The organism is Streptomyces sp. NPDC001220 (assembly GCF_053597895.1).
This window is the reverse complement of the sequence record NZ_JBSFJE010000005.1, coordinates 424487-450445: the sequence shown is the minus strand read 5'-3', so window position 1 is coordinate 450445 and position 25959 is coordinate 424487. Positions and strand designations below refer to the sequence as shown.

Annotated in this window: 23 protein-coding genes, 1 pseudogene and 1 riboswitch; of the genes and pseudogenes, 4 read left to right on the top strand and 20 right to left on the bottom strand. The window is 72.6% G+C overall.

Translation table 11 applies throughout. From position 1 onward, the window contains the following. Positions 1 to 79: 79 nt before the first annotated feature. From ACWDGI_RS15535 to ACWDGI_RS15490, 10 genes are all read right to left on the bottom strand, one after another. Positions 80 to 1165 (bottom strand): hemolysin family protein, encoded by a 1086-nt coding sequence (locus ACWDGI_RS15535; RefSeq protein ID WP_450759175.1) that lies wholly within the window; start codon positions 1163 to 1165, stop codon positions 80 to 82. Next, a complete protein-coding gene (locus ACWDGI_RS15530) occupies positions 1162 to 2490 on the bottom strand; it encodes a hemolysin family protein (RefSeq protein WP_450759173.1) in 1329 nt (442 codons plus the stop codon). The genes ACWDGI_RS15535 and ACWDGI_RS15530 overlap by 4 nt, the downstream gene beginning before the upstream one ends. A 256-nt stretch (positions 2491 to 2746) precedes the next feature. Then, on the bottom strand, positions 2747 to 3202 hold the full coding sequence (locus ACWDGI_RS15525) for a PH domain-containing protein (protein ID WP_450759171.1): 456 nt from the start codon (positions 3200 to 3202) through the stop codon (positions 2747 to 2749). A gap of 14 nt (positions 3203 to 3216) precedes the next feature. Further along, positions 3217 to 4065 carry an ATP phosphoribosyltransferase gene (gene hisG, locus ACWDGI_RS15520; protein WP_450759169.1) on the bottom strand — a complete coding sequence of 283 codons (849 nt, stop codon included), beginning with the start codon at positions 4063 to 4065 and terminating at the stop codon, positions 3217 to 3219. A 46-nt stretch (positions 4066 to 4111) separates the two neighbouring features. Next, on the bottom strand, positions 4112 to 4384 hold the full coding sequence (locus ACWDGI_RS15515; RefSeq protein WP_030946750.1) for a phosphoribosyl-ATP diphosphatase: 273 nt from the start codon (positions 4382 to 4384) through the stop codon (positions 4112 to 4114). A 34-nt stretch (positions 4385 to 4418) separates the two neighbouring features. Beyond that, the gene (ribH, locus tag ACWDGI_RS15510; protein WP_351933793.1) at positions 4419 to 4904 is read right to left on the bottom strand and encodes a 6,7-dimethyl-8-ribityllumazine synthase; all 486 of its coding nucleotides are present in this window, start codon (positions 4902 to 4904) and stop codon (positions 4419 to 4421) included. Between the two features lie 22 nt (positions 4905 to 4926). Continuing rightward, positions 4927 to 6216: a bifunctional 3,4-dihydroxy-2-butanone-4-phosphate synthase/GTP cyclohydrolase II gene (locus ACWDGI_RS15505; protein WP_450759167.1), complete on the bottom strand. Its 1290-nt coding sequence runs from the start codon at positions 6214 to 6216 to the stop codon at positions 4927 to 4929. After that, positions 6213 to 6863, bottom strand: a complete 651-nt coding sequence (locus tag ACWDGI_RS15500; RefSeq protein WP_450759165.1) for a nicotinamide mononucleotide transporter family protein — start codon at positions 6861 to 6863, stop codon at positions 6213 to 6215. The genes ACWDGI_RS15505 and ACWDGI_RS15500 overlap by 4 nt, the downstream gene beginning before the upstream one ends. Then, positions 6860 to 7465 (bottom strand): riboflavin synthase, encoded by a 606-nt coding sequence (locus ACWDGI_RS15495; RefSeq protein WP_450759163.1) that lies wholly within the window; start codon positions 7463 to 7465, stop codon positions 6860 to 6862. Before ACWDGI_RS15495 ends, ACWDGI_RS15500 begins: the two co-directional genes overlap by 4 nt. 156 nt (positions 7466 to 7621) lie before the next feature. Further along, a riboswitch (FMN riboswitch) is annotated at positions 7622 to 7752 on the bottom strand. Between the two features lie 263 nt (positions 7753 to 8015). Continuing rightward, entirely contained in the window at positions 8016 to 9302 is a 1287-nt protein-coding gene (locus ACWDGI_RS15490) for an ROK family transcriptional regulator (RefSeq protein WP_450759161.1), read from the bottom strand. Positions 9303 to 9435: 133 nt separating this feature from the next. On the opposite strand from ACWDGI_RS15490, the gene ACWDGI_RS15485 reads away from it, so the two are divergent. Then, complete coding sequence (locus tag ACWDGI_RS15485) at positions 9436 to 10650, top strand: MFS transporter (RefSeq protein ID WP_450759314.1); 1215 nt, start codon at positions 9436 to 9438, stop codon at positions 10648 to 10650. Here the strand turns inward: ACWDGI_RS15485 and ACWDGI_RS15480 are convergent. Continuing rightward, positions 10610 to 11068: an acyl-CoA thioesterase gene (locus ACWDGI_RS15480; RefSeq protein WP_450759159.1), complete on the bottom strand. Its 459-nt coding sequence runs from the start codon at positions 11066 to 11068 to the stop codon at positions 10610 to 10612. The genes ACWDGI_RS15485 and ACWDGI_RS15480 overlap by 41 nt on opposite strands. Positions 11069 to 11155: 87 nt before the next feature. Continuing rightward, complete coding sequence (locus ACWDGI_RS15475; RefSeq protein WP_450759157.1) at positions 11156 to 12424, bottom strand: alginate lyase family protein; 1269 nt, start codon at positions 12422 to 12424, stop codon at positions 11156 to 11158. Positions 12425 to 12590: 166 nt separating this feature from the next. Here ACWDGI_RS15475 and ACWDGI_RS15470 point away from each other — a divergent pair, with 166 nt between their 5' ends. Then, on the top strand, positions 12591 to 13970 hold the full coding sequence (locus ACWDGI_RS15470; protein ID WP_450759155.1) for a uracil-xanthine permease family protein: 1380 nt from the start codon (positions 12591 to 12593) through the stop codon (positions 13968 to 13970). Here the strand turns inward: ACWDGI_RS15470 and ACWDGI_RS15465 are convergent. Further along, positions 13949 to 15148 carry a glycoside hydrolase family 6 protein gene (locus tag ACWDGI_RS15465; protein ID WP_450759153.1) on the bottom strand — a complete coding sequence of 400 codons (1200 nt, stop codon included), beginning with the start codon at positions 15146 to 15148 and terminating at the stop codon, positions 13949 to 13951. The two genes, ACWDGI_RS15470 and ACWDGI_RS15465, sit on opposite strands and share 22 nt — an antisense overlap. A gap of 99 nt (positions 15149 to 15247) precedes the next feature. Here ACWDGI_RS15465 and ACWDGI_RS15460 point away from each other — a divergent pair, with 99 nt between their 5' ends. After that, complete coding sequence (locus tag ACWDGI_RS15460; RefSeq protein WP_450759151.1) at positions 15248 to 15934, top strand: DUF5995 family protein; 687 nt, start codon at positions 15248 to 15250, stop codon at positions 15932 to 15934. A gap of 95 nt (positions 15935 to 16029) precedes the next feature. Beyond that, the gene (locus tag ACWDGI_RS15455) at positions 16030 to 16959 is read left to right on the top strand and encodes an LLM class F420-dependent oxidoreductase (protein ID WP_450759149.1); all 930 of its coding nucleotides are present in this window, start codon (positions 16030 to 16032) and stop codon (positions 16957 to 16959) included. Here the strand turns inward: ACWDGI_RS15455 and ACWDGI_RS15450 are convergent. The 7 genes and pseudogenes from ACWDGI_RS15450 to ACWDGI_RS15420 all read right to left on the bottom strand — a co-directional run bounded on the left by ACWDGI_RS15450 (position 16956) and on the right by ACWDGI_RS15420 (position 25959). Beyond that, positions 16956 to 18653, bottom strand: a complete 1698-nt coding sequence (locus ACWDGI_RS15450; protein WP_450759147.1) for a flavin monoamine oxidase family protein — start codon at positions 18651 to 18653, stop codon at positions 16956 to 16958. The genes ACWDGI_RS15455 and ACWDGI_RS15450 overlap by 4 nt on opposite strands. 60 nt (positions 18654 to 18713) lie before the next feature. Next, entirely contained in the window at positions 18714 to 19502 is a 789-nt protein-coding gene (locus ACWDGI_RS15445; protein WP_450759145.1) for a carbon-nitrogen hydrolase family protein, read from the bottom strand. Positions 19503 to 19655: 153 nt separating this feature from the next. Next, positions 19656 to 20036, bottom strand: a complete 381-nt coding sequence (locus ACWDGI_RS15440) for a DUF742 domain-containing protein (protein WP_450759143.1) — start codon at positions 20034 to 20036, stop codon at positions 19656 to 19658. 7 nt (positions 20037 to 20043) lie between these two features. Further along, positions 20044 to 20436 (bottom strand): annotated as a pseudogene (locus tag ACWDGI_RS15435) (roadblock/LC7 domain-containing protein); the annotation flags it as partial. A gap of 415 nt (positions 20437 to 20851) precedes the next feature. After that, positions 20852 to 23215, bottom strand: a complete 2364-nt coding sequence (locus ACWDGI_RS15430) for a nitrate- and nitrite sensing domain-containing protein (RefSeq protein WP_450759141.1) — start codon at positions 23213 to 23215, stop codon at positions 20852 to 20854. Between the two features lie 163 nt (positions 23216 to 23378). Continuing rightward, positions 23379 to 24830: an HAD-IA family hydrolase gene (locus ACWDGI_RS15425; protein ID WP_450759139.1), complete on the bottom strand. Its 1452-nt coding sequence runs from the start codon at positions 24828 to 24830 to the stop codon at positions 23379 to 23381. Positions 24831 to 24885: 55 nt separating this feature from the next. Further along, on the bottom strand, positions 24886 to 25959 hold the full coding sequence (locus ACWDGI_RS15420) for an ABC transporter ATP-binding protein (protein WP_450759137.1): 1074 nt from the start codon (positions 25957 to 25959) through the stop codon (positions 24886 to 24888).

Sequence of the window (25959 nt, the reverse complement as noted above, 5' to 3'; positions counted from 1 at the left end):
ACGTCGAGGCGCGGTGCCCCTTGTGGGACGCGGGGAGCCGCGTGACCGGCCGTCGCCGGGACGCGGCTCCCCGTGATGCTCAGCCCACCGCGACTTCCTCCGGCTCGCCGCTGGCCCGGGGCTCGGGCGCCCTGGTCGGCCGTTCCTCCCGGTGTGCCGGGTCCGTCACCTCGCCCACCAGCAGTTCCAGCACGTCCTCCAGCGCCGCCAGCCCCAGGACCCTGCCGTGGCCGTCGGCCACCTGCGCGAGGTGCGTCGCGGCACGGCGCATCACCGTGAGCGCGTCGTCGAGGGGCAGCTCGGCCCGCAGGGTCGTCATCGGGCGCCACAGCTGCTGCGGCACCGCCCGGTCCGAGTCCTCCAGGTCGAGTACGTCCTTCACATGCACGTAGCCCATGAAGGCACCGGACTCGGCGGAGACCGGGAAGCGGGAGTATCCGGTGCGGGCGGTGAGCTCGACGATCTGGCCCGGGGTGACGGACGGAGGGACCGTGATCAGGGACTCGCGGCGCAGGAGTACGTCCGTCACCGGGCGGGAGCCCAGTTCCAGCGCGTCCTCCAGCCGCTCCTGCTCCTCCGGATCGAGAAGGCCCGCCTGGCCGGAGTCCTCGAGCAGCCGGTTGAGCTGCTCGCTGGTGACGACGGCCTCGACCTCGTCCTTCGGCTCCACCCGGAACAGCTTCAGGATGCCCTGGGCACAGGCGCCCAGGGCGACCGTGATCGGCCGGCACACACGGGCGAACGCCACCAGGCCGGGGCTCAGCCACAGCGCCGCCTTCTCGGGCGCCGCCATCGCCAGGTTCTTCGGCACCATCTCGCCGATGACGAGGTGGAAGAAGACGACTCCGGCCAGCGCGATCACATAGCCCAGCGGGTGGATCACGCCCTCGGGCAGGTGCACGGCTTCGAACACCGGCTCCAGCAGATGCGCCACGGTCGGCTCGGCCACCGCGCCCAGCGTCAGCGAGCAGACGGTGATGCCGAACTGGGCCGCGGCCATCATCTGCGGGAGGCGTTCCAGGCCGTAGAGGACCTGGCGCGCCCTGGCCGTGCCCAGCGGTTCGATCTGGCTGCGGCGGACCGAGACCAGGGCGAACTCCGCGCCCACGAAGAAGCCGTTGGTGAGCACCAACAGGGCGGCGAAGACCAGTTGGAGGACGCTCATCGGACGGCCTCCGCGACGGCGGGGGCGGTGCGGACCAGGCGGACCCGCTCGGCGCGGTAGTGGCCGACCCGGCGGACCGACAGCCGCCAGCCGGGCAGCTCGGCCCGGTCGCCGGGCGCCGGGATCCGGCCGAGCAGGTCGGCGACCAGGCCGGCGACCGTCTCGTACGGACCCTCGGGCACGTCGAGGCCTATCCGCTGGAGGATGTCGACGCGGACACTGCCGTCGACGTCCCAGGCGGGCTTGCCGTCCTGCGGCGGGGCGGCCGCGAGTTCCGGCGCGTCCGGGCTGTCGTGCTCGTCGCGGACCTCGCCGACGAGTTCCTCGACGATGTCCTCCAGGGTGACCACCCCGGCCGTACCGCCGTACTCGTCGACGACGACGGCGATGGGCTGCTCGGAGCGGAGCCGGGCGAGCAGCGGCTGGACCGGCAGGGTCTCGGGGACGAGCAGCGCCTTGCGGGCGATGCGGCCGACGGGAGTGCGCAGCCGGTCGTGGACCGAGACCGCCAGGGCGTCCTTGAGGTGGGCCATGCCGACGATCTCGTCGATCTTCTCCCGGTAGACCGGGAAGCGGGACAGGCCGGTGGCCCGGGTGAGGTTTACCACGTCCTCGGCGGTCGCCGAGTCCTGGAGCGCGCTGACCTTCACTCGGGGGGTCATGACGTGCTGCGCGGTCAGCTCTCCCAGGGACAGGGTGCGGACGAACAGGTCGGCCGTGTCCTGCTCCAGCGCGCCGGCCTGCGCGGAGTGCCGGGCCAGCGAGACCAGCTCGCCCGGGGTGCGGGCGGAGGCCAGTTCCTCGGCGGGTTCGACGCCGAGGGCGCGGACGAGCCGGTTGGCGACCGTGTTCAGCGCGGCGATGACCGGGCGGAACAGGCGCGAGAAGCGGGCCTGCGGGCCGGCGACGAAGCGCGCGACCTGGAGCGGCTTGGAGACCGCCCAGTTCTTGGGCACGAGTTCGCCGATCACCATCTGGATCGCCGAGGCCAGCAGCATGCCGATGACGACCGAGACACCGGAGACGGCGCCCTCGGGCAGGCCGAGAGCGGTGAACGGGCCGCGCAGCAGCTGGGCCAGTGCCGGTTCGGCGAGCATACCGACGACCAGGGAGGTGATGGTGATGCCGAGCTGGGTGCCGGAGAGCTGGAAGGACAGTTCCCTCAGCGACTCGACGACCGTACCGGCGCGCTTGTCGCCGTCGGCGGCGGCCTTCTCGGCCTCGGGTCGCTCCACGGTCACCAGGCCGAACTCGGCGGCCACGAAGAAGCCGTTGGCGAGGATGAGCAGGAACGCGGCTGCCAGGAGCAGCAGGGGGGTGGTCATGATGCCGCCGCCTCCGATGCGTCGCGGACCCCGAATCGGGGGTCCGCGGTATGTCGGGAGGGGGCGGCGCAGGTACTACAGGACGATCCGTCCATCGCCGGAGAGGGTCACTCCTCGGGTAGCAGGAACCCCTGTGCGCAGGGCGCGCGACAGGGGTGGAGGCGGGACGTGAAAAGCCTCCGCCAACAGATTAATCAAGACAGGGCCCACAACGGCAGAGTGGGCGACCCCGAGGTGGCCCCGAAGTTGCGTGATTTCAGCCCTGGTGCTGCTCGGGGTCGTGGATCGCGTGGGCCTCGGCGAGGGCCCGCAGGGCCTTGGCGTCGGCGATGGCGCGCTGCTTGGCGATGCCCGGCTGGATGCCGAGCGCGGGCAGGCTGGTGCCGTCGCTGAGGTTCAGGAACACCCACGGGTCACCCGGGCGGAGGTTCACCTGGACGATCTCCGCCCACTCCAGACGCCGCTTGCTGGCGATGTTGACGACGGTGACCCCGGACTCGTCGGCGACCACCTTCACCCGGGCCAGCTGGGCCAGCACCCAGAAGATCAGCGCGCCGGTGAGGACGAAGCTGAGCTGCTCCCCCGGGCCGAGCTGCTCGAGGAGCAGCGCGACCCCGGAGATGGTGGCGAACATGGCGGCGCCCGCGGTGAGCAGGATCACGCGGGTGTGGCCCGGCCGGAAGGTGACGGGAAGGGAAGGAAGCTCGGACATCTCTCGCGGGCGTTTCAGAGGCGGCAGGCGTGGATGGCCGTGGTCAGGATGGCGCGGGCGCCGATGTCGTACAGGTCGTCCATGATCCGCTGCGCGTCCTTGGTGGGGACCATGGCGCGGACGGCGACCCAGCCCTCGTTGTGCAGCGGGGAGACGGTCGGGGACTCCAGGCCCGGGGTGAGGGCGACGGCCTTCTCCAGCTGCTCGACCCGGCAGTCGTAGTCCATCATCACGTACGTCCGCGCGACCAGGACGCCCTGGAGACGGCGCAGGAACTGCTGGACCTTGGGTTCCTCGATGTCGGCGCCGGCCCGGCGGATGACGATCGCCTCGGAGGTCATGATCGGCTCGCCGAAGACCTCCAGGCCCGCGTTGCGCAGCGAGGTGCCGGTCTCGACGACGTCGGCGATGACCTCGGCGACACCCAGTTCGATGGCGGTCTCGACGGCGCCGTCCAGGTGGACGACGGAGGCGTCGACACCGCTGTCGGCGAGGTGCTTGGCGACGATGCCCTCGTAGGAGGTGGCGACCGTCTTGCCCTTCAGGTCCGCCAGGCCGTCGGCCGCGCCCGGCTTGGAGGCGAAGCGGAAGGTGGAGCGGGCGAAGCCGAGCGGCAGGATCTCCTCGGCGTGGGCGCCGGAGTCGACGAGCAGGTCCCGGCCGGTGATGCCGATGTCGAGGCGGCCGGAGGAGACGTAGATCGCGATGTCCCGGGGACGCAGGTAGAAGAACTCGACGTCGTTGACCGGGTCGACGATGCGGAGTTCCTTGGACTCCCTGCGCTGCCGGTAGCCGGCCTCATGCAGCATGTCCGCCGCAGGGCCTGAGAGGGAACCCTTGTTGGGGACGGCGATGCGCAGCATGAGGTCGGCTTCCTTTGCTCGAAAAGGGGGATTTGTCGGAAAGATTCTACAGGTGGGCGTAGACGTCGTCCAGCGAGATTCCGCGGGCGACCATCATCACCTGGACGTGGTACAGCAGCTGCGAGATCTCCTCGGCGGCTGCTTCCTTGCCCTCGTACTCGGCGGCCATCCAGACCTCGGCGGCCTCTTCGACGACCTTCTTGCCGATGGCATGGACCCCCTTCCCGACCAGCTCGGCGGTGCGGGACGTGGCGGGGTCGCCGTGGGCGGCCTTGTGCTGGAGCTCGGTGAAGAGCTCCTCGAAAGTCTTGTTGGACATGGTGAGCGCCAGACTACGCCAAACGCGGCGTCGCTCAGTGCCAGGGTTCAGATACTGAGCGGAGGGTGGCCGCCGTCGCGACCGCCGCCGTCACCGCCTCGTGGCCCTTGTCCTCGTTGGAGCCCTCCAGGCCGGCCCGGTCCAGGGCCTGCTCCTCGTTGTCGCAGGTGAGCAGGCCGAAGCCGACCGGGACACCGGTCTCGACGGAGACCTGGGTGAGGCCCTGGGTGACGCCCTGGCACACGTACTCGAAGTGGGGGGTGCCGCCGCGGATGACGACGCCGAGGGCGACCACCGCGTCGTAGCCGCGGCCCGCGAGGACCTTGGCGGCGACCGGGAGCTCCCAGCTGCCGGGGACCCGCAGCAGGGTCGGCTCGTCGATCCCCAGGTCACGCAGGGCGCGCAGGGCGCCGTCCACCAGACCGTCCATCACCTTTTCGTGCCACTGGGCCGCGATGACGGCGACCCGCAGGTCGCTGACATTGCGTACGGACAACTCCGGTGCACCCTTGCCGCTCACGTCTCTCCTCAGTGCTGTTTCTTTACTGGTTGCCGCAGCCGGACACGGCAGGGGTGTCCAGCCAGGGCAGGTCGTGGCCCATCCGGTCCCGCTTGGTGCGCAGGTAGCGGAGGTTGTGCTCGCCCGCCTGTACGGGCATCGGCTCCCGGCCGCTGATCTTGAGGCCGTGGCTGAGCAGCGCGTCGCTCTTGTCGGGGTTGTTGGTCATCAGGCGCACGCTGTGCACGCCGAGGTCCGCCAGGATCTGGGCGCCGGCGCCGTAGTCCCGGGCGTCGGCGGGCAGGCCGAGTTCGAGGTTGGCGTCGAGGGTGTCGCGGCCGCGCTCCTGGAGTTCGTAGGCGCGCAGCTTGGACAGCAGGCCGATGCCGCGTCCCTCGTGTCCGCGCAGGTAGACGACGACACCCCGGCCCTCGTCCTGGATGCGGTCCAGGGCGGCGTCCAGCTGGGGGCCGCAGTCGCAGCGGGCGGAGCCGAAGACGTCTCCGGTGAGGCACTCGGAGTGCACCCGGACCAGGACGTCCTCGCCGTCGCCGATCTCGCCGTGGACGAGGGCGACATGCTCGACGCCGTCCGTGGTGGAGCGGTAGCCGTACGCCGTGAAGGTCCCGTGCTTGGTGGGCAGGTTGACCTCGGCCTCGCGGCGGACGGTGGGCTCGGCGGAGCGGCGGTAGGTGACCAGGTCGGCGATGGAGATGATCGTCAGGCCGTGCTTGCGGGCGAACGGGATCAGCTCGGGGAGCCGGAGCATACGGCCGTCCTCACCGGCGATCTCGACGATGGCGCCGGCCGGGCGCAGGCCCGCGAGCCGGGCCAGGTCGACGGCGGCCTCGGTGTGGCCGTTGCGGGTGAGGACGCCGCCGGAGCGGGCGCGCAGCGGGAAGACGTGGCCGGGGCGGACGAAGTCCGTCGGCTCGGCGCCGCCGCTGGCCAGCAGCTGGAGCGTGGTGGCGCGGTCGGCGGCGGAGATGCCGGTGGTGACGCCGTGCGCGGCGGAGGCGTCCACGGAGACGGTGAACGCGGTCTTCATGGACTCGGTGTTGTCCTCGACCATCTGCGGCAGCTGGAGCCGGTCGAGTTCGGCGCCCTCCATGGGGGCGCAGATCAGGCCGCGGCACTCGCTCATCATGAACGCGATGATCTCGGGGGTGGCCTTCTCGGCGGCGATGACGAGGTCGCCCTCGTTCTCGCGGTCCTCGTCGTCGACGACCACGATCGGGCGGCCGGCCGCGATGTCGGCGATGGCCTGCTCGACCGGGTCGAGGGTGAGGTCCTCGACGCCGTCGGTGCGGTAGAGAATCGGTGCCGCGGTCATGCGGGTGCCCCTTCCAGAGCGGGCCGCGAGCCCTGGCGGGAGCGCAGCCACCAGTCGCGCATGCCCCACAGGACGAGCGCGCCGTAGATGACGTAGACGAAGCCGGAGAAGGCGTAGCCGTTGGCGAAGTTGAGGGGGACGCCGACCAGGTCGACCAGCAGCCAGGCGATCCAGAACTCGACCATGCCGCGGGCCTGGGCGTACATGGCGACGACGGTGCCGACGAAGATGTAGGCGTCCGGCCAGGGGTCCCAGGACAGGGACGGGTAGGCCTTGAAGAGCACGGCGACGGCCACGGTGCCGACGGCCGCGGCGGCGGCCATCGCGCCGCGTTCGCGCCAGGTGGCGAACCGGGGGGCGATGTGGCCGTCACCGCCGTCCTCGGCCCGGCCCCTGTTGCGGTTCCACTGCCACCAGCCGTACAGCGCGACGACCATGACGACGGCCTGCTTGCCGGCGCTGCCGGTGAGGTGGCCGTAGAAGGCGCCGAAGAGGATGAGGCCGGAGGCGAACTGGACCGGCCAGCTCCACAGGTTGCGGCGCCAGCCGAGGGCGAGGGCGGCCAGGCCGAGGATATTGCCGATCATGTCCGACCAGAGGATGTGCTGGCCGAACAGGACGAAGGCCTCGGAGTTCAGCGAGTTCACTTGCCCGCTCCCTGCGCGCTCGCGAGCAGCCGCTCCACGTACTTGGCGACGATGTCGACCTCGAGGTTGACCGGGTCGCCGGGCTGCTTGCGGCCGAGCGTGGTCAGGTCGAGGGTGGTCGGGATGAGGCTGACGGTGAAGTAGTCGGGGCCGGCCTCGACGACGGTGAGGCTGATGCCGTCGACGGTGATGGAGCCCTTCTCGACGACGTACCGCGCGAGGTCGGCCGGGAGCGAGACCTTGACGATCTCCCAGTTCTCGGAGGGCGTGCGCGCCAGCACCTGACCGGTGCCGTCGACATGGCCCTGCACGATGTGGCCGCCGAGCCGGGAGCCGACGGCTGTGGGGCGCTCCAGGTTGACGCGGGAGCCGACGTCCAGCGCGCCGAGGGAGGAGCGCTTGAGGGTCTCCTGCATGACGTCGGCGGTGAACTCGTCGCCCTCGTGCTCCACGACGGTCAGACAGACGCCGTTCACGGCGATGGAGTCGCCGTGCTGTGCGCCCTCGGTCACTACGGGGCCACGGAGCCGGAAACGGGAGGCGTCGCCGAGGTTCTCGACGGCGGTGATCTCACCCAGCTCTTCGACGATTCCGGTGAACACTTCCCGGGTCCTCCTGCCTCAACGGGGCACGGACTCCGGGGCCTGTCGACGAACGACAGAAAGGACGGAAGAGCACACCGGGAGCGACGCCGACAAGGTCCCGTCCGTGACGGACGAGACCAGATACGGCGGCGCGCACAGATACATGCTCGCCCGCCGCGCACTGCCTCCCATCCGGACTTTAACCGTCGGTCCAGGAATTTCACCTGGTCAACCGGCCGCTGGAAGCGGACGGGTCGCGGACTGTAACCGCCGGTTCGGAGTTTCACCGACCCCGGAGTGCGCTGCTTCTGGTACACGGCCAGTCTGCCACGCCCGGGAGTGGTCCATGCAGGGGAACCGTGTGGGCTGCCTCACAGACCGGGTCGCTGGACTTGCCTGACGGGACGTCATATGCACGAGCGGCGCCCAACGGGCCCTCGGACCAGGCATCTTGACTCGATCCGCAGCTATTGACCCTACTGGTCTAGTCCATTTATCGTTCGAGCGAGCCCGGCGGCGGTGACGACGGCCCTTGCCCGTCGCCGGGTCACCCACCGGGCCGGTCGGGTCAGCGGCCCTGCGGCGCGAACAGTTCGTCCTGCGCGCGCTCCCGTGCCGTCAGAAGCGCTCCGCGCAGCACGGCCCCGCCGCCGAGGACACTCGCGCGCACCTCGGTGGCCAGCGGGGACATCCGGCGCAGCCGCTCCTCGACACCGGCGGCGAGCGTGGCGCCGCCGGCCGAGCCGATCTCGCCGCCGAGGACCACGCAGCCGGGGTCCAGGATGGCGACGACGGCAGCGACGCCCACGGCGATGCGGTCGGCGAGGGCGTCGAGGAAGAGGGCGGAGTCCGCCGGGCGGCCTCGATGGTCGTCTGCGGGTCCGATCGGGCTGGTCGCGCAGTTCATCGCGCCCCTTCGGAGCGCTCCCCCGAACCGGACCGCCTCCCCCACCAGCCACGCCGCCGCGGGCTCGGGGCCCCTCGACTCGGCCGGGGGGAGACCGTGTTGCCCGGCGAGTTCGGCGATCGCCGCCGCGCCCACCAGGGAGTGGTAGCCGCCGGCGCAGTCCGTCGCGGAGGGCAGGGCGCGGGTGCCCGGCACCGGCAGGAAGCCGATCTCGCCCGTGCCGCCGGAGGCGCCCCGGCGCAGGCTGCCGTCCAGGACGACGGCGGCGCCGCAGCTGTGTCCCAGCCAGAGCAGCACGAAGGTGTCGCGGTCGCGGGCGGCACCCTCCCGCTGTTCGGCGACGGCGGCCAGATTGGTCTCGTTCTCGACGCCGACCCGGGCCTGCGGGAACCGCTCCTGCACGGCGGCGACCAGCCGGCGGTGCCAGGCCGGCAGGCCCGCCGAGTCGCGGAGTTCGCCGCTCGCCGGGTCGATGAGCCCCGGCGCCCCGATGCCGACGGTGTGCAACCGCCCGCCGCCGGCGGCCCCCGCCTCCTTGACCGCCCGCTCGACCAGCTCCACCGCCTGCTCGACGGCCGCCGCCTCCCCCGCGGCCGCCTTTCCCGCCTCCGGCCCGACCGGCACCGCCCCTTCGGCCAGCACCCGCCCCACCAGGTCGGACACCAGCACCGAGACGCTTTCGGTGCGCACGTCGAGGGCGGCCAGACAGACCCGGTCGGCGACGATGCCGTACAGCCGGGCGTTCGGCCCCCGGCGCTGTTCGCCGGACTCGCCGACCACCGCGATCAGGCCGGACTCGGCGAGCCGCTCGACGAGGTCGGCGACGGTGGGCCGGGACAGCCCGGTCAGCTGTTTCAACTGCCCTGCCGTCAGCGGGCCTTCCTGCTGGAGCAGGGTCAGCGCGAGCCGGTCGTTGATGGCCCGGGCGGTGCTCGGTGATGCGGGCATGACGGGCATCCTCCCAGATCGACGCGGCCCAGGACGGCCACGTCACTACCTATCTATCAGGCAGGGTCCCTGATAGTTTACGGCGCGGCAGCGGGGCGGCACCCACCCGGGGAGGGGCAGGACCATGAAAGCCATGAGAGACGTGGGCTACGAGCAGCACGAGGTGAAGCGGGCGCGGTACGCCGTGGCGGCCGTGTTCACCGTGCACGGTGCCGTCACCGGCTCGTTCGCGACCCGGGTGCCCTGGATCCAGGACCATGCCGGCCTGAGCGCGGGCCAGCTCGGCTTCGCGCTCGCCTTCACCGCGTTCGGCGCCTCCTGCTCGATGCCGCTGGCGGGCCGGATCAGCCATCGCTTCGGCAGCCGTACGGCGCTGCGCGGGCTGATCGCGATGTGGACGCTGTCGCTGGTCCTGCCGTCCCTCGCGCCGAACCTGTACACGCTCTGCCTGGCGATGTTCGCCTACGGCGCCAGCGCGGGCATGGCCGACGTCGCGATGAACGCGCTCGGCGTGGAGGTGGAGCGACTGCTCGGGAAGTCGATCATGTCGGGTCTGCACGGCATGTGGAGCGCGGGCGCCCTGATCGGCTCGGCGGCGGGCACCCTCGCCGCGCATCTCGGCTCGGACGCCCGGCTGCACTTCGCGCTGGCCGCCGTCACCCTCACCGTGCTGGGTGTCCTGGCGGCCGGCTGGGTGCTGGACGTACAGCCCGCCGAGGACGAGGAGCCGCCGCCGCGGTTCGCGCTGCCGCCCCGGTCGGCGCTGCTGATCGGCGCGGTCGGCTTCTGCGCGGTGTTCGCGGAGGGTGCGAGCCTGGACTGGTCTGCGGTGTTCCTGCGGGACCGGATGGCCAGTTCGGCGGGGCTCGCGGCCGCCACCACCACGGGGTTCATGCTGACCATGGCGATCGCCCGGATCAGCGGGGACGCGGTGGTGAACCGCTTCGGCACGGTGCGTACCGTGCGCGCCGGGGGTGTGCTGGCCGCGCTCGGCGGGCTGCTGATCGTCCTCGCCGGGCATCCGGCGGTGGCCATGACCGGGTTCGCGCTGATGGGCCTCGGCATCGCCGTCGTCGTACCGCTGTGCTTCGCGGCGGCCGGGCACGCCGGGCCCAACCCGAGTCAGGCCATCGCGGGCGTCGCGACCATCACCTACACGTCGGGGCTGGTCGCACCCAGTCTGATCGGCGGGGTCGCCCAGGCCACCAGCCTGGTGGTGTCGTTCGGCGTGGTGACGGCGCTGACCTGCGGTCTGGTGGTGTTCGCGGGCGTGCTGCGGGCAGGGGAACGCGGGGTGCGGGCGGAGGTCAGCCCGCCGGCCGCAGCAGTTCCCGACCCGCGGCCCTGAAGCGCTCGCTCCAGGGGGCGGGGCGCAGGGTGGCCGCGTCCAGCCGGACCAGGACCCGGGTGCCGTGCGCGTAGGTGGTCGCGCCGTCCGCCGAGCAGAACCGGAAGCCGTAGGTCAGGCCGGTGTTGCCGAGCCGTTCCAGCCAGAGGTGGACGGCGTAGGCGCCCGGCCGGGTGACCGGCGCCTCGTAGCCGATCCGGAGTTCTTTGACCGCGTTGCAGGCGTCCTCGGCCGCGGCCCAGTCGCCCTCGAAGGCGAAGCCGTGCCCCTGCCAGAGCTCGGCCCAGGCCCGCTCGACCATCACCGGGTAGCGGGCGTTGTGGAGCAGCCCGAGCGCGTCGAGGTCGTCGAAGTGGACGGTGACGGGGATCAGCCGGCCGTAGGACAGGGCGGGGGCGGTCGGGGCTTCGGCGGTCACGGGTGGGGCTCCTGGGCGTTGCTGGCATTTCGCTGACCTTCAGCTGACGCCAGTCTAAGCGAGCGCTCAGGAGCCCCGTCGGCGGCCTCAGCCCGCGATCGAGTCCAGCTGCTCGGCGGCCGGCCGCAGCGCCCAGAGGTCGCCGCCGGGCGGGGCCTCCAGCTGTCGTACCGCCCGCTGGGCCGCCTTGTCGCCGGCGTCGGCCGCCGCGTGGACGACGTCGGACGCCGCGTAGCGGTGGAACTCCAGCTCGGGATGGGACCAGGCGGTGGCCCCGGTCGCGGCGGGCAGCAGATAGTCCACGGCCTTGAACAGGCTCTGTCCGTCCGGCCCCCGGTAGGTCCAGAGGTTCACCCCGACATGCCGGCCGATGGCCGCGAGCCGGGTGTAGGCGACCAGGTCGAAGGTCGAGTAGTGCCAGCTCCTGGTCCGGGCCAGCTCCTGCGGCTGGCTCCCGTCGGCCGCGATCTGCGGGTCGATCCGCCGGGCCCGGGCGTCCAGCACGGTCTTCCTCGCCAGTGCCCGGTCGCCGGTCGCGTAGGCGAGGGCGGCGAGCTGCATGTCGTAGAAGGTGCCGTGGTTGTTGGCGGCGGCGCCCTCCTCCTTGCCGAAGGCGCTGTTCTCCAGCCAGTCACGGAAGTCCGTGTTCCAACTGCGCATCCCGGCACGGTCCCCGGCGCTCCAGCCGGGTGCGCCGGTGGCGAGGATGGCGAGGGCGTCGACCACGCTCGTGTACGACTGGGAGAAGTCGATGATGCCGATGGCCCGGCCGTCGTACTTGCACGGGATGAACTGGGCGTGGTCGAGGTTCGGGTTCATCCGGGTCGCCGGGTCGAGGAACCAGGTGCGCAGGACCTGTCCGGCCTTCTCCGCGTACTGCCGCTTGCCCGTGTAGTACCAGGCCAGGGAGAGGTCGTAGGTCGAGTCGAAGACCTTCTCGACGTCCTGGCGGTCGGTGCCGGTGTCGACCTCGGGATTGCGCTGGCCGTCGCGCTGGACGTAGGGGCAGCCCCAGGGGTTGTCGGCGGTGGGGGTGGTGGTGGGCCACCAGTAGGGGGCCTGGCTCAGGTAGTCGTGGACGTCTCCGCCGGGCGCGGGCTTCGGTTTGTCGACGACCGTCCAGGGGCCCTGGCCCAGCCAGGCGTCGGCGCGGGCCGTCAAGTCCTTGACAGCACGGCGCAGTCGGGGGTCGCCGTGGTCGAGATCAGCCTTGGCCCGCTGGAGGCGAGCGCCGTCGAGCACGGCGGTGTCGGGCGCCTTCGGGGCCCTCGCGGTCGCATGGGCGGAGGGGACGAGGACGGCCCCGATGGCCGCCAGAGCCGTCAGGACGACGGCCGCGCGGGATCTTCCACTCATCGAGCACTCCGATCGGACAGGAAGCAGCCGGTAATCAGATATGTGAACTTGGTTCACGAGTGGGACCGTGCGAGCGTAGGACCGCCACGTAGCCATGACAATGGTTCGGACCGTCTTCACGTACGAAGCCGTCCTCACGGCACTTCGAAGAAAGCGAACCCCCACCATGGATCTCGGCGTGCGCTGGAAACTGCACGGCGACGGGCGCACGCCCGCGCCCGGAGCGGTGGTACGCCCCGACGAACGGCTCTCCTGGCCCCGCACGATCGGGCTCGGCGCCCAGCACGTGGTGGCCATGTTCGGCGCGTCCTTCGTCGCCCCGGTGCTGATGGGCCTGGACCCCAACCTCGCCATCATGATGTCCGGCGTCGCGACCGTGATCTTCCTGCTCGCGACCCGTGGCCGGGTCCCCAGCTACCTGGGCTGTTCCCTGTCCTTCGTCGGGGTCGCGGCCGTCATCCGCGCCCAGGGCGGCACCAGCGCCACCGTGACCGGCGCGGTCTTCGTGGTCGGCGCCGCGCTCTTCCTGGTCGGTCTGGCCGTCCAGCGCTTCGGCGCCCGGATCATCCATGCCGCGATGCCGCCGATCGTCACCGGCGCGGTCGTGATGCTGATCGGCTTCAACCTGGCCCCGGTGACCGCCTCCACCTACTGGCCGCAGGACCAGTGGACCGCGCTGCTGGTGATGGCCTTCACCGGTCTGGCCGTCGTCTGTCTGCGTGGTTTCTGGTCACGTGTCGCGATCTTCCTGGGCCTGGTCTTCGGATACGTCCTGTCCTGGGCCCTCGACCGGATCTTCGGCAGGATCCACTCCACGGGCCCGGGCGGCAAGGTCACCGACCACTGGCGGCTGGACCTCTCCGGTGTCGGCAAGGCGGACTGGATCGGGCTGCCGTCCTTCCACGGACCGTCCTTCCAGTGGTCGGCGATCCTCGTCGCCCTCCCGGTGGTGATCGCCCTGGTCGCGGAGAACGCCGGGCACGTCAAGGCCGTCGGCGAGATGACCGGCGACCCCCTCGACGACCGGCTCGGCACGGCGATCTCGGCGGACGGGGTCGCCTCCATGCTCTCCACCGCCGTGGGCGGCCCGCCCAACACCACCTACTCCGAGAACATCGGCGTGATGGCCGCGACCCGGGTCTACTCCACCGCCGCCTACTGGGCCGCCGCCGGCTTCGCGCTGCTCTTCGGCGTCTGCCCCAGGTTCGGCGCGGTGGTGGCCGCGGTCCCGGGCGGGGTGCTCGGCGGCATCACCGTCATCCTGTACGGCATGATCGGTCTGCTCGGCGCCCAGATCTGGCTGCACGCCAAGGTCGATCTGCGCAACCCGCTGAACCTGGTCCCGGCCGCCGCGGGCATCATCATCGGCGTCGGCAACGTCAGCATGAAGTTCACCGACAGCTTCTCCCTCAGCGGCATCGCCCTCGGCACGCTGGTCGTCATCGTCGGCTACCACGTCCTGCGCGCCCTCGCCCCCGCCCACCTCAAGGGGCCGGAACCGCTGCTCGACGAGGGCACCAGCTCCTACGACGACGCCAAGTCGTAGGCGTACGACGGCGTGAAGGTCCCGGCGGCGCCCTTGCAGCCGTCGGACTCCCCCGGCAGCTTCACCCACAGGTAGGCGTCGATCCGCGCCTGACCGGTGTGGAGCGTGGGCGCCTGCCCGATCCGCCGCCCCGCCGGGTCGCACCAGGCACCGTTCGCCGGGGGGCCGTTGCCGTTGCGGCTGGTGTCGATCACCGCGCCGAGCGAGGCCGAGCCGCCGAGGGCGCCGAGCACCTCACGGTCGTAGGCCATCTCGTCGGCGGTGGTACGGAAGTTGGAGACGTTGCTGAAGATGCCGTCGCCCGACCTGGCTCCGGCCTGCCGCAGCAGGGCCGCCTGCCGGGCGGCCGGGTTCCAGCCGGAGTGCCCGGCGTCGTAGTAGACCCGGGTCCTCGGACCGGCCGCCTTCAGCACCCGGCCGGCGCGCGCCAGTGCGGCGAACCGGGCGGCGCGGCGGGCGGCGGAGAGGCATCCGGACTGGGCGACGGAGTCCGGCTCCAGGATCACGATCACCTCGCCGGAGCCGAGCCCGCGCGCGAAGGCGTCGATCCAGCGGTCGTACGCACGCAGATCCGGCGCGCCGCCCTGCGAGGCCCCGCCGCAGTCCCGGTCCGGGATCGCGTACGGCACCAGCACCGGGACGCGGCCCTGGGCGGAGGCCGCCGAGGTGACGGCGCGGACCCGCGAGGCGACGGTCGCCGGGGCGAAGTCGGCGAACCACACGGCGGCCGGCCGGTCGGCGATGCGGTTCGCGATGACGGCGGCGCGCGGATCGTCCGGGTGGGCGCGGACCCAGTCGGCGACCTGCGAGTCGGGGTGGCGGTACAGGCGGGGCGCCCGCTGCCCGCGCACCTCGGGAGCGGCCGGGGTCGCCGTGGTCCGCCGGGGAGTCTGTGCGGGCTGCGGGGCGGACGGCGGACGGGACGACGCCGTCTCCGGTGGCACCGAGTCCCGGGGCACCGACCCCGTCGTACGCACCGCCGTCGTACTCTCCCCCGTCGTACTCTCCCCCGTCGTACGCACCACCGCCGGCCGGGCCTGACCGGCTCTCCCGCCGCCGTCCTCGCCGAGCGCCGAGAGCATCCCGGTCGCGGTGCCGACGGCGGCCACGACCGAGGCGACGGCGAGCACGACCGCCCGCCTGCCCTCACCGCCGGGCCGCGCATGTGAGCCAGGCACGCTGCGCTCCCCCTCCCGTGCGACGGGTCCGTCCCCCGTTCCGGGGACGCGCCGGGCCCGTCGGCGCGCTCGGCAGCCTAGGGCTGGGACCCTTCCCCCATGTCCCAGACGGAACACCTCACCGCCCCGGTCGCCACCGTCGTCTCCCGGATGCGCGCGCTGGACGCGGCCCTGCCCGGGCGGGACGGGGTCGCGGTCTTCAACCGTGTCTACCTCTCCGTCACGGAGGAGGTCGAACGGCGGCTGGAAGCGGGCCGGTTCGGGGACCCGAGAGCCGCGGCGACGCTGGACGTGCGGTTCGCCGAGCGGTACCTGGCCGCCGTGGACGCGGCCGCCGGCGACCGCCGTCCGCCGGCCTGCTGGCGGCCGCTGTTCCAGCTCCGCCGGCATCCCGGTGTACGGCCGCTGCAGTTCGCGCTCGCGGGCATCAACGCGCACATCGGGCACGACCTGGCGCTGGCCGTGGTGGACAGCTGTCGTACGCTCGGCTGCGAACCGGCGGACCTGGAGGACGAGTTCGACCGCGTGGGCGAGCTCCTCGTCTCGCTGGAGGAGCGCATCCGCGAGGATCTGATGCCGGGTCCCGACCTGCTCCAGATCGCCGATCCGCTGACCCATCTGCTCGGTTCCTGGAGCCTGGAGCGGGCCCGGGACGCGACCTGGTCGGCGGCGCGGGCGCTGTGGGCGCTGCGCCGGTTCGGGGATCTGGCCGAGGAGTTCACCGAGCGGCTGGACGCGGCCGTGGGGCTGGCGGGCCGCATGCTGCTCACCCCGCTGCGCGGCTGAGGTGGCCTGATCCGATCCCTGTGCGAGCCGCCTCGGGATCCCCTTGTGATCGCCTTACGTTGACGGCACGCACCCGATTGCGAAGGAGCACCGGTATGGCGACTCGGCTGGGCCTCAGCCTCCCCCAGATGCGGCAGTATTCCATCGGCACGGACGTTCCCGACGTGGCCCGTACCGCCGAGGAGATCGGCTACGACAGCCTGTGGGTCTTCGAGCGGGCCCTCTTCCCGGAGCCCGCCACCCAGGGCCTGTACGGCATCGAGGGCCTCGCCTGGCCGGACGCGTACCGGGACGTGGCCGAGCCCCTGGTCACGCTCGCCCTCGCCGCCGCGGCCACCGAGCGGGCGCGGCTGGGCAGCAGTGTGCTGGTGGCGCCGCTGCACGTCCCCTTCCAGCTGGCCAAGTCGCTGGCCTCGCTGGACGCGGCGAGCGGCGGCCGGGTGATCGCGGGCCTGGGCACCGGATGGTCGCTCGACGAGTACGCGGCCGCCGGAATCCGGCCGTTCGAGGAGCGCGGCAGTGTGCTCGACGAACTGATCGAGGTGTGCCGGGCGGTGTGGGGCCCGGACCCGGTGAAGTACGACGGCCGGCTGACGAAGATCGCCTCCGCCGTGGTCGGTCCCAAGCCCGCCCGGCCGATCCCGATCCTGCTGGCCGCGGGCAACAAGAAGGCCCGGCGGCGGCTGGTGGACCACGCCGACGGCTGGCTGCCGGTGGGCATGGGCGCCGAGCAGCTGGCGTCCCAGTGGCGGGAGTTGCAGGAACTGGCGGCCGAACGCGGCCGCACGGAACCGATCCGGACGGTCGTGCGGGTCAACGCCGTGTACACGGCCAAGCCCTACGACGGCCCGGACCGCCAGCCCTTCCAGGGCAGCGCCGACCAGATCGTGGAGGACCTGGTGGCGCACGCGGCGGTCGGCCTGGAGGAGATCCTGGTCGACCTCCAGACCACTCCGCGGGACGCTCAGGAACTCAAGGAAGTCGCCGCGGAGGTGTACGAGAAGGCCCGGGCGGCCGGGGTCTAGTCCTCGGGGAGTTCGACCGGCGCGATCTCGTCGTAGACGTCACCGGGGCCCGGGTTGGCCGGGTCGGTCTCGCCTCCGAAGTGGTGCATGACGCCCCAGACCGCGTTCAGCGCGGTCTGGACGGCGCCCTCGGCCCACCCCGCCGTCCAGGAGATGTCGTCGCCGGCGAGGAAGATGCCGCGCTTGTCCGCGGGCAGCCGGTCCTGCACGAAGTGCGTGAACAGGCGCCGCTGGTAGCGGTAGTGGCCGGGCAGGTTGGCCTTGAACGCGCCCATGAAGTAGGGCTCGTTCTCCCAGGAGACGGTCACCGGGTTGCCGATGACGTGCTTCCTGATGTCGACCTTCGGATAGATCTCGCCGAGCGACTTCAGCATCACCTCCATCCGCTCGTTCGCGGACAGCGGCAGCCACTTCAGGCTGTCGTCGCACCAGGTGTAGGACAGGCAGATCACGGCGGGCTTGTCCGGGCCGTCGTCGAGAAGGTAGGTCCCGCGCGTCATACGGTCGGTGAGCGTCATCGACATGACGTCCCGGCCGGTCTCCTCGTCCTTGTCCAGCCAGAAGGGCCGGTCCACCGGCACGAACAGCTTCGAGGACTCCATGTAGTGGGTGCGCTCGATCGCGGTCCAGTGGTCGATCGGGAACAGCGAGTCGTCGCAGGCGATCTTCGAGAGCAGCATCCAGGACTGGGCGGTGAAGATCGCCGCCTGGTAGGTGCGGATGTCGCCGTTCGCGTCCGTCACGGTGATCCGGTTGCCGGTGGTGCGGTGCAGCCGGGTCACGGCGGGGCGGGGTGCGCCGTTCGCGTGCAGCTTCGCGAGCGAGGTGCCGTACGCCCAGTGCACGATCTTCTCCGGCTCGCGCTCCCAGAGCCGGACCGGGAGCTGCTGGCTGCCCCCGACGATCCCGCGGTGGTGGTCGTCGGCCTCGGTGTAGACGACCCGCAGGATCTCCAGGATCGAGTTCGGGAAGTCCGTGTCCCAGCCGCCCGTGCCGAAACCGACCTGGCCGAAGATCTCCCGGTGCCGGAAGGACTTGAAGGCCTCGGAGTCGCAGAGGAAGCCGTAGAAGGTCTGGTTGTCGAGCTTGTCGACGAGCCGGGACCAGATCTCGCGGATGCGCGGCACGTCCCGCTCGCGCATGGCGCGGTTCATGTCGGAGAAGTCGGCGCCCTCTTCGAGGCACTTGTTCCAGGCGTCGGCGACGTCACGGTAGACCTGCGGCAGGTCGGCGGCCGTCTCGGCGTAGTGCGACTCGCCCTTGAGGTCGACGACGGTCGAAGGGGTCGCCTCCGCGAGGGGGTTGGGGAAGGGCCGGGTCTCCAGTTCCACCAGGTCGATGTAGTGCTGGAGGGCGGTGGAGGAGGGCGGGAAGCGCATCGCGCCCATCTCGGCGCTCAGCGAGGGGTCGCAGCCCTCGAAGCCGACGGTCCGCAGCCGTCCGCCGATCTGGTCGGCCTCGTACACGACCGGCTTCAGGCCCATCTTCATCAGCTCGTACGCGGCCACGATGCCGGACAGCCCGCCGCCGATGACCGCGACCTCGGTGCCGTGCTCGGCCGCGGGTATCTGGCCGAGGCCCGCCGGGTGGGCGAGGAAGTCGTCGTACGCGTACGGGAAGTCCGGCCCGAACATGGTGATCGGCGGCTGCTGCTCGTCTGCGTGCTCGACGGCGTTGGGCACGGTGGACGTCATGGGGTACGGGCTCCTTGCGAAAAGCTGAAAGAGGTAGAGAAGAGCGGGGGGGGGTGGAGGTCAGCTCAGGGACCCGTAGAGGCCGGGGCGGCGGTCCTTCAGATACGGGTTCGCCGCGCGGGAGGCGGCGAGGAGGGCGGGGTCGAGGTCGGCGAGGACGAGTTCCTCGCCGCGGCCGGCGCGGGTGCGGGCGACCCCGTCGGGTCCGGCCAGCGTGGAGAGCCCGAAGAACTCGAACTCCCCTTCGTGGCCGACCCGGTTGGCGTAGGCCACGTACATCTGGTTCTCCCAGGCCCGCACCGGGATCAGGGACTCGGCGACGAGCTGGAACGGGTGCATGTTCGCCGTGGGGACGAGGAGCAGGTCGGTACCGGCCAGGGCGTGGGCGCGGACCAGCTCGGGGAACTCCACGTCGTAGCAGATCATGATCCCGACGGTGAGGCCGTTCAGCTCGGCCTGGACGACCGGCTGCTCGCCGGGCGTGAAGTGGTCGCGTTCGAAGCCGCCGAAGAGGTGGGTCTTGCGGTAGTTCGCCAGCCGGGTGCCGTCGGCGGAGATCAGCTGGGCGGAGTTGTGGACGGCGTCGCCTGCGCGCTCCGGGTAGCCGTAGGCGATCGCCAGCCCGTGCCGGTGGGCCAGCTCGGCGATCGCGTCCGCGCAGTCGCCGTCGGCGGGCTCGGCGAGACGGGCGATGTCGTCGCCGATCGCGTAGCCGGTCAGGAACATCTCGGGTGCGACGAGCAGCGCGGCGCCCGCGGCGGCGGCCCGGCCGGCGGCCTCGTCGAGCGCCTTGAGGTTCTCGACGGTCGAGCCGGGGCGGCCGGAGCTCTGGAGCAGGGCGGTGCGCATACGGGTCCTCACCGGGTACGGAAGGGGTCTCTGGGGCCCTTTAGACGGTAAGTCGGCGGATCGGGCCGGACAAGGAGGAGCCGTTGCGCGTGGCCGGGCGGTTCGTTGCGTCATACAGGTGTCCGGCGGCGATTCGTTGCGCCGGACGCACCGCTAGAGCTCCCTCAGCCGCTCGACGATCTCCTTCAGCAGCGCGGGGTCGGCGCCCGGGCCTGCCGGCGCCACGCGGTGCGGCCGGTCGATGCGGACCAGGCCGGCCTCGGCGAGGTCGCCGAGCAGGACGCGTACGACGGTGAGCGGCAGGTCGGCGTCCGCGGCGAGCTCGACGACGGGCCGGGCGCCGCGCCGCACCAGGGCGAGCAGGGCGGTCCGGGCATGGTCGACATCCGGCTCGGCCGGGTCCGCGTCCACCGCCGTGACCTGGGACATCAGGTCGATGGTGTGCCGTCCGGAGGGCTCGGTACGGCCCCGGGTCACGGTGTAGGGGCGGACCAGCGAGCCGGTCTCGTCCTCGTACCAGTGCTCGTCGCTCACCGGAGGGTCAGGGGGCCGAGCGTGCGGCCGCGTCCAGGTGGCGGCCGAGGCGGCGGACGAGCAGGGCCATCTCGTGGGCCAGCTGGCCGACGTCGGTACGGACGTCGCTGAGGACGGCGAGCCGGCTGCCGTGCCCGGCCGGCGTCACGAAGAGGTAGGCGTCGTCCAGCATCACCATGGTCTGCCGTACCTCGCCGGCGCCGAACCGGTCCCCCGCCGAGCGGGCCAGGCTGTGGAAGCCGGAGCAGACGGCCGCGAGATGCTCGATGTCCCGCCGTCGCATGCCCTCGGAGTGGCTGAGCGGAAGCCCGTCCGCGGTGAGCAGCACGGCCTGCCGGACGTGGTCGGTCCGGGCGACGAGATCATCGAGAAGCCAGCCGAGATCACTGCCGGGCTGGGCGCCGGGCCCTGAGCCGACAGCAGCCGACGGGCCGCCGCCGGCCCGTGAAACGGAGGCCGCGCCACCGGAACCGACGACCGATCCGGAACCGACGACCGATCCGGAACCGGCGGCCGGGTTGGGGGCGGCGGCCGAGTCCGGGCCGACAGCCGAGCCCGGGCCAGTGGCCGAGTCCGGGCCGACAGCCGAGCCCGGGCCAGTGGCCGAGTCCGGGCCGACAGCCGAACCAAGGCCCGCAACCGAACCCGAACCGGCAGCCGAGTCGGGACCAGCGGCCGAGCCAGGGCCGACAGCCGAACCAAGGCCCGCAGCCGAGCCAGGGCCTGGGGCCGAGCCGGAGGCCGGGGTCGGGGGCGAGCTGGGGGTCGGGGCCGAGTCGGGGGCGGCGGCCGGGTCTGGGGGCTGGGGCTGGGGGTCACTGGTCATGGTCGGCGCGCGTCCTTTCCTCGGTGTGGTCCGGCTCCTCGGGTCCGGTCGGCAACCCCCTGCGCCCTCGGTCCAGGCCGCGCTGGAAGGCTCCGAAGACCGCCCGCATCTCGTCGGCGTCCAGATCGCGCCCGGCGGGCGGGGCCGGGGCCGGCGGGCCGGCGGCGCGCAGTTCGGGGGCGAGGGAGGCCTGGCGGGTACGGGTGGGCAGGGCCGGGGGCACGTCGGGGGCGGGATCCTCGGTCCGGCTCGGCCGGGGCTCCGTGTCGTGGCCCGCTCCGGCCCCGCCGGCCGGCACCGGCGCGGCCGCTCCGCCGGGCGCCGGGGCCTCCCCCGCGACCGCCGTGCCGCCGTGGGGCGGCAGGACGCCGACCGCCGACGCGGGTCGGCCCTCCGGACGCGTGGGCCGGCTGCCGTGGTCCTCCGCGGACGCCCGCCGCCCTCGCTCGCCTCCCCGCCGGCCGCTCTCCGGCTCCACCTCCGCCAGCACCGCCGCCGGCAGCAGCACCACCGCGGTGGTGCCCCCGTACGGCGACTCCCGCAGGGTCACCTCGATGCCGTGCCGGGCGGCCAGGCGGCCCACGACGTAGAGGCCGAGGCGGTCGTGGCGGGTCGGGTCGAAGGCCTCCGGGTCGGTGAGGGTGCGGTGGGCCTCGGCGAGCTGGTCGGCGTCCAGGCCGAGGCCCCGGTCGTCCATCTCCAGGGTGAAGCCGTGGCCGACCCGGCCGGTGCGCAGGGTGACCTGGGTGTGCGGCGGCGAGAACACCGTGGCGTTCTCCAGCAGCTCGGCGACCAGGTGCACGACGTCGGCGACCGCGTCCGCGGCGACCCCGACCTCGGGCATCGGCGGCACCACGACCCGTGGGTAGTCCTCGATCTCACCCACCGCCGAGGACACCACGTCGGCGATGGGAACGGGCCGCCGCCAGCGCCGCCCGGGCGTCGCGCCGGAGAGGATGATCAGGCTCTCCGCGTGCCGGCGCATCCGGGTGGTCAGATGGTCGATGCGGAACAGCTCGCCCAGGACGGCCGGGTCGTCGGTGCGCCGCTCCAGGGTGTCGACGAGTTTCAGCTGGCGGTGGACGAGGGCCTGGTTGCGGCGCGCGATGTTGAGGAGGACCGCGAACAGGCCCCTGCGCAGCGTGGCCTGTTTCACCGCGGCCTCGACGGCGGCCAGCCGCGCCCTGTTGAACGACCGGCCGACGTCCCCGATCTCGTCGCGACCGGCCTCCCCGGCGGCCAGCGGCGGCGCCTCGGCGACCGCGTCCACGTCCTCACCGGCGCTCAAGCGGCTCATCAGGGTGGGAAGTTGGTGTGCGGTGAGCAGGTCGGCCGCGTCTCGCAGCATCTCCAGACGGCGTGAGATGCGGCGCGCCCCGCGTACCGCGAACCACAGCGAGAGCCCCACCGCCGCCAGCCCGACCACACCGACGACGGCCGCCTTGGTCAGCTCCCGGTAGGCGAAGGCCCGTCCGCGCGCGGCGGAGTTCCGCGCCGAGTCGGTGCACAGCAGCATGTACTGCTTGACGGCCCGGTCGGTGGTCGACCGCCAGGTGTCCGCGGCGACGGCCGCACCGGCCCGGTCCGCACCGGCCCGCAGCAGCGCGTCCTCGCCGCGCACCAGCGAGCCGTACAGCCCGCCGCGCTGGAACCGCTCGAACAGCTCCCGCGAGTCGGAGGGCAGATCGGGGACGTAGGTCCGCTGGAAGACACGGCGGTCCTCGATGGTCGCGGTGAGGCTGCCGTACTGCCTTTCGGTGAGCCCTCCGGCGGCCCGGGCCCCCGCGACCAGCGCGTCCTCGCGCGAGACGAACTCCCGTACCCGCACCAGCTCGACGACGACCTGCGACTCCCGGGCCAGCTGTCCGGCCTGGAGGGCGGTGAGGGTGGACTCGACGTCGAAGCCGGGTTCCACCAGGGCGCTGTAGCCGGTGACGGCGCCGTCCCAGGTGATCTTCCGGGCCAGCACCCGCTCGCGCAGTCCCTCCAGCCTGCCGGTGGCGGTCACCATCGCGTCGAGGGCGGCGCGCTGCCGGTCGCTGAGCCGGCCGCGGTCACCGCCGCGGACCGCGTCCCGCATGGCGTCCACCGCCCGGTCGGTGCGCCGCTGCTGGGCGAGCAGGTCGGCGGCGGTCGCCGTGTCGAGCCGGGCGCCCAGGTAGGCCGCCGACAGCCGCCGTTCGATCTGGATCTGCCCGACGGCGGTGTCGACGGGGGTGCCGTAGTCGTCGTACACCCCTTGGAGCCTGATCAGCGCGCGGAGTTCGGCGGTGACGGAGACCATGGCGAAGCTCCACAGTGCCGTCAGCGCGACGGCCGGGGCGAGGGCGAGCGCCACGATCCGCGCGCGCACGGTGGTGGGTCGGCGCGCGAAGCGGGATCGGGGTCCCCCCGGCCGGAGGGTGGCGGAGGGCCAGCGCATGGGTTGCCTACCGGTGTTACCAGCGAGTAAGGAGCCCGGCACAACCTACGGGATGCCCCCGATGACCGCAATGGTTGCCCCCGGTAACCCCGAGTCAGGACCCCACGGCGAAGGTGCTGACGACGGCCGCGTGGTCGGACGGCCAGTCGTTGCCCGCCACCTCGGGCCAGGGCGCGGGGATGCCGCTGACGTAGGTCCGGGAGTCGAGTACGCGCAGCCCCCTGTGCAGCACGTAGTCGATCCGGTCCTGCGGCTCGGGCCGCCCGCTGCCGTCCTCCCGCACGGGGTGGATCGGCGACCAGGTGTGTCCCGGCGCGGTCACCGGATCCGGGTGGACCTCCCGGTAGGAGTCGCGGAACCCGGCCTGCTGGGCGGCCCTGGTCACCGGCCACTCGACGTCCGTCCAGTCCAGGTGGGACGGGCAGTTGAAGTCCCCCACGAGCACCACCGGCACCGGACCGTCCCCGATCCGCCGCAGCGCCTCGCGCAGCTGCCCGAGCCGCACCTCCTCGTGGGCGATCAGCTCGGCCGCCCCGAGCCCGTCGAAGTGGAACTCGTAGGGCCCGTACGGGGTGTAGTGCAGATGCGCGGTCCAGATGTCGACCTCGAGTCCGGGGCGCAGGGCGATCCGCGCCCCGGCGGCTCCGTAGAAACCGACCTCCGGGTCGCCGAGGCGGGCGGTGATGGGGTACCGGCTGATGATCCCGAGGTTCTCGCCGGCCGTGTGGTGGTGCCAGCCGAGGGCCTCGGCGAGTTCCCGCGCCGAGGTGCCGGCGGTCTCCTGGAGTCCGACGACGTCCGCGCCGGCGTCCAGGACGGCCTTGACCTGCTTGGCCCGGTGGTCGTCGATCCGGCTGCCGCCGAGCCACAGGTTCCAGGACATGACCCGCAGTTCGGGTACCGCCATGTCGCTCAGCTGCTTCGGCGTGACCCCGACGAGGGTGTCCCGGACGGTCCGGCCGGGTGCGCCGCCGATCGGCGCGAGCGAGGGCACGGCGAGCACCGCACAGCCGGCCGCCTCCGCGGAGGCCACCCCGGTCTCGGTGTCCTCGACGGCGACACAGGCCGCCGGGTCGACGCCGAGGGCCCGGCAGGCGGCGAGGTACGGGTCGGGGGCGGGCTTGGTGCGGCCGGTGTCGTCGGCGGTGACGGAGGCGGCGAACCGGCCGGCGCCGAGCGCGGCGAGCACGAGGTCGGCGACCGCGCGTGGGGACGCGGTGACCAGGGCGGTGGGAACGCCGGCCGCGGCGAGCGCGTCCAGCAGGTCGAGGGCGCCGGGGCGGGGCACGATGCCGGTGCGGACGCGGTCCGCGAACTCACGGTGCAGCTCGGCCGCGAGATCGGCGCCGGACCTGCCGGTGCTGCCGGCCAGCCACTGGGCGGTGTACTCGACCGGACGGCCGAGCACATCGGGTTCGTCGGCCTCGCCGAGCGCCCGCCCGGCAACGCGTTCCACCGCCTCCCACCACAGTCGCTCGGTGTCGACGAGCGTTCCGTCCATGTCGAACAGGACGGCCTGGAGCGGGAGTCGGGGGTGGGGGGTCACGTTGTCGTCATTCCTTACTGCTGGGCTTCTGGACGCTTCCGGACTTCCGGAAGCGTTACTTCTGGGTACGGTCCGCCACGAGCACCGGCCGTTCGGGCAGCGACACGCTCACCGCGGCTCCGGCGCCCAGACCCGCGGCCTCGTGGGCGGGCAGATCGGCCTTGGCCTCGGTGCCGTCGGCGAGCCGTACGGTGACCCGGACGACCGCGCCCAGGAAGGCGGTGGCGACGACGGTGGCCGTACCGGTGCCGTCCGCGCGCACCTGGACCGCCTCGGGCCGTACGAGCACGTCGACCTCGCTCGCGTCCGGAGCCTGTCCGTCGACCGGCAGCCGCTGCCCGAGCACCTCGACCCGGTCGTCCTTGACCGTGCCGGGGATCCGGCTCATCGTGCCGACGAACTCGGCGACGAAGGCGGTGGCCGGACGGCCGTACAGCTCGGCGGGTTCGGCGCACTGTTCGAGCCGCCCGGCGCGCATCACGGCGACCCGGTCGGCCACGGACAGCGCCTCCTCCTGATCGTGTGTCACGAACAGGGTGGTGATGCCGAGCTCCTGCTGGAGGCGGCGGATCTCCTCGCGGAGGGTCAGCCGGACCTTGGCGTCGAGGGCCGACAGCGGCTCGTCGAGGAGGAGCACCCGGGGCCGCAGGGCCAGGGCGCGGGCGAGCGCGATGCGCTGCTGCTGACCGCCGGAGAGCTGGTGCGGGAACCGCTCCCCCTTGTCGCCGAGCCCGACGAGATCCAGCAACTCGGCGGCGCGGGTGCGCCGTTCACTGGTGCGCACCTTGCGCATGCGCAGCCCGAACGCCACGTTGTCGACGGCGTTCAGATGCGGGAAGAGGCTGTACGACTGGAAGACCATCCCGGCGTCACGGCGATGGGCCGGGACCGAGGTGACGTCCTCGCCGTCCACCAGCACCGCGCCGGAGTCGGGGTGTTCGAACCCGGCGAGCATGCGCAGCGCGGTGGTCTTGCCGCAGCCGGACGGGCCGAGCAGGGCCAGGAACTCCCCGGGGCGGACGGTCAGATCGAGTCCGTCGAGGGCGACGGTGGCGCCGAACTCCCGTCGCAGTGACCGGAATTCGACGGTTGCGGCGGTGGTGGCCTTCTCAGGCGTGCTGACACTCAT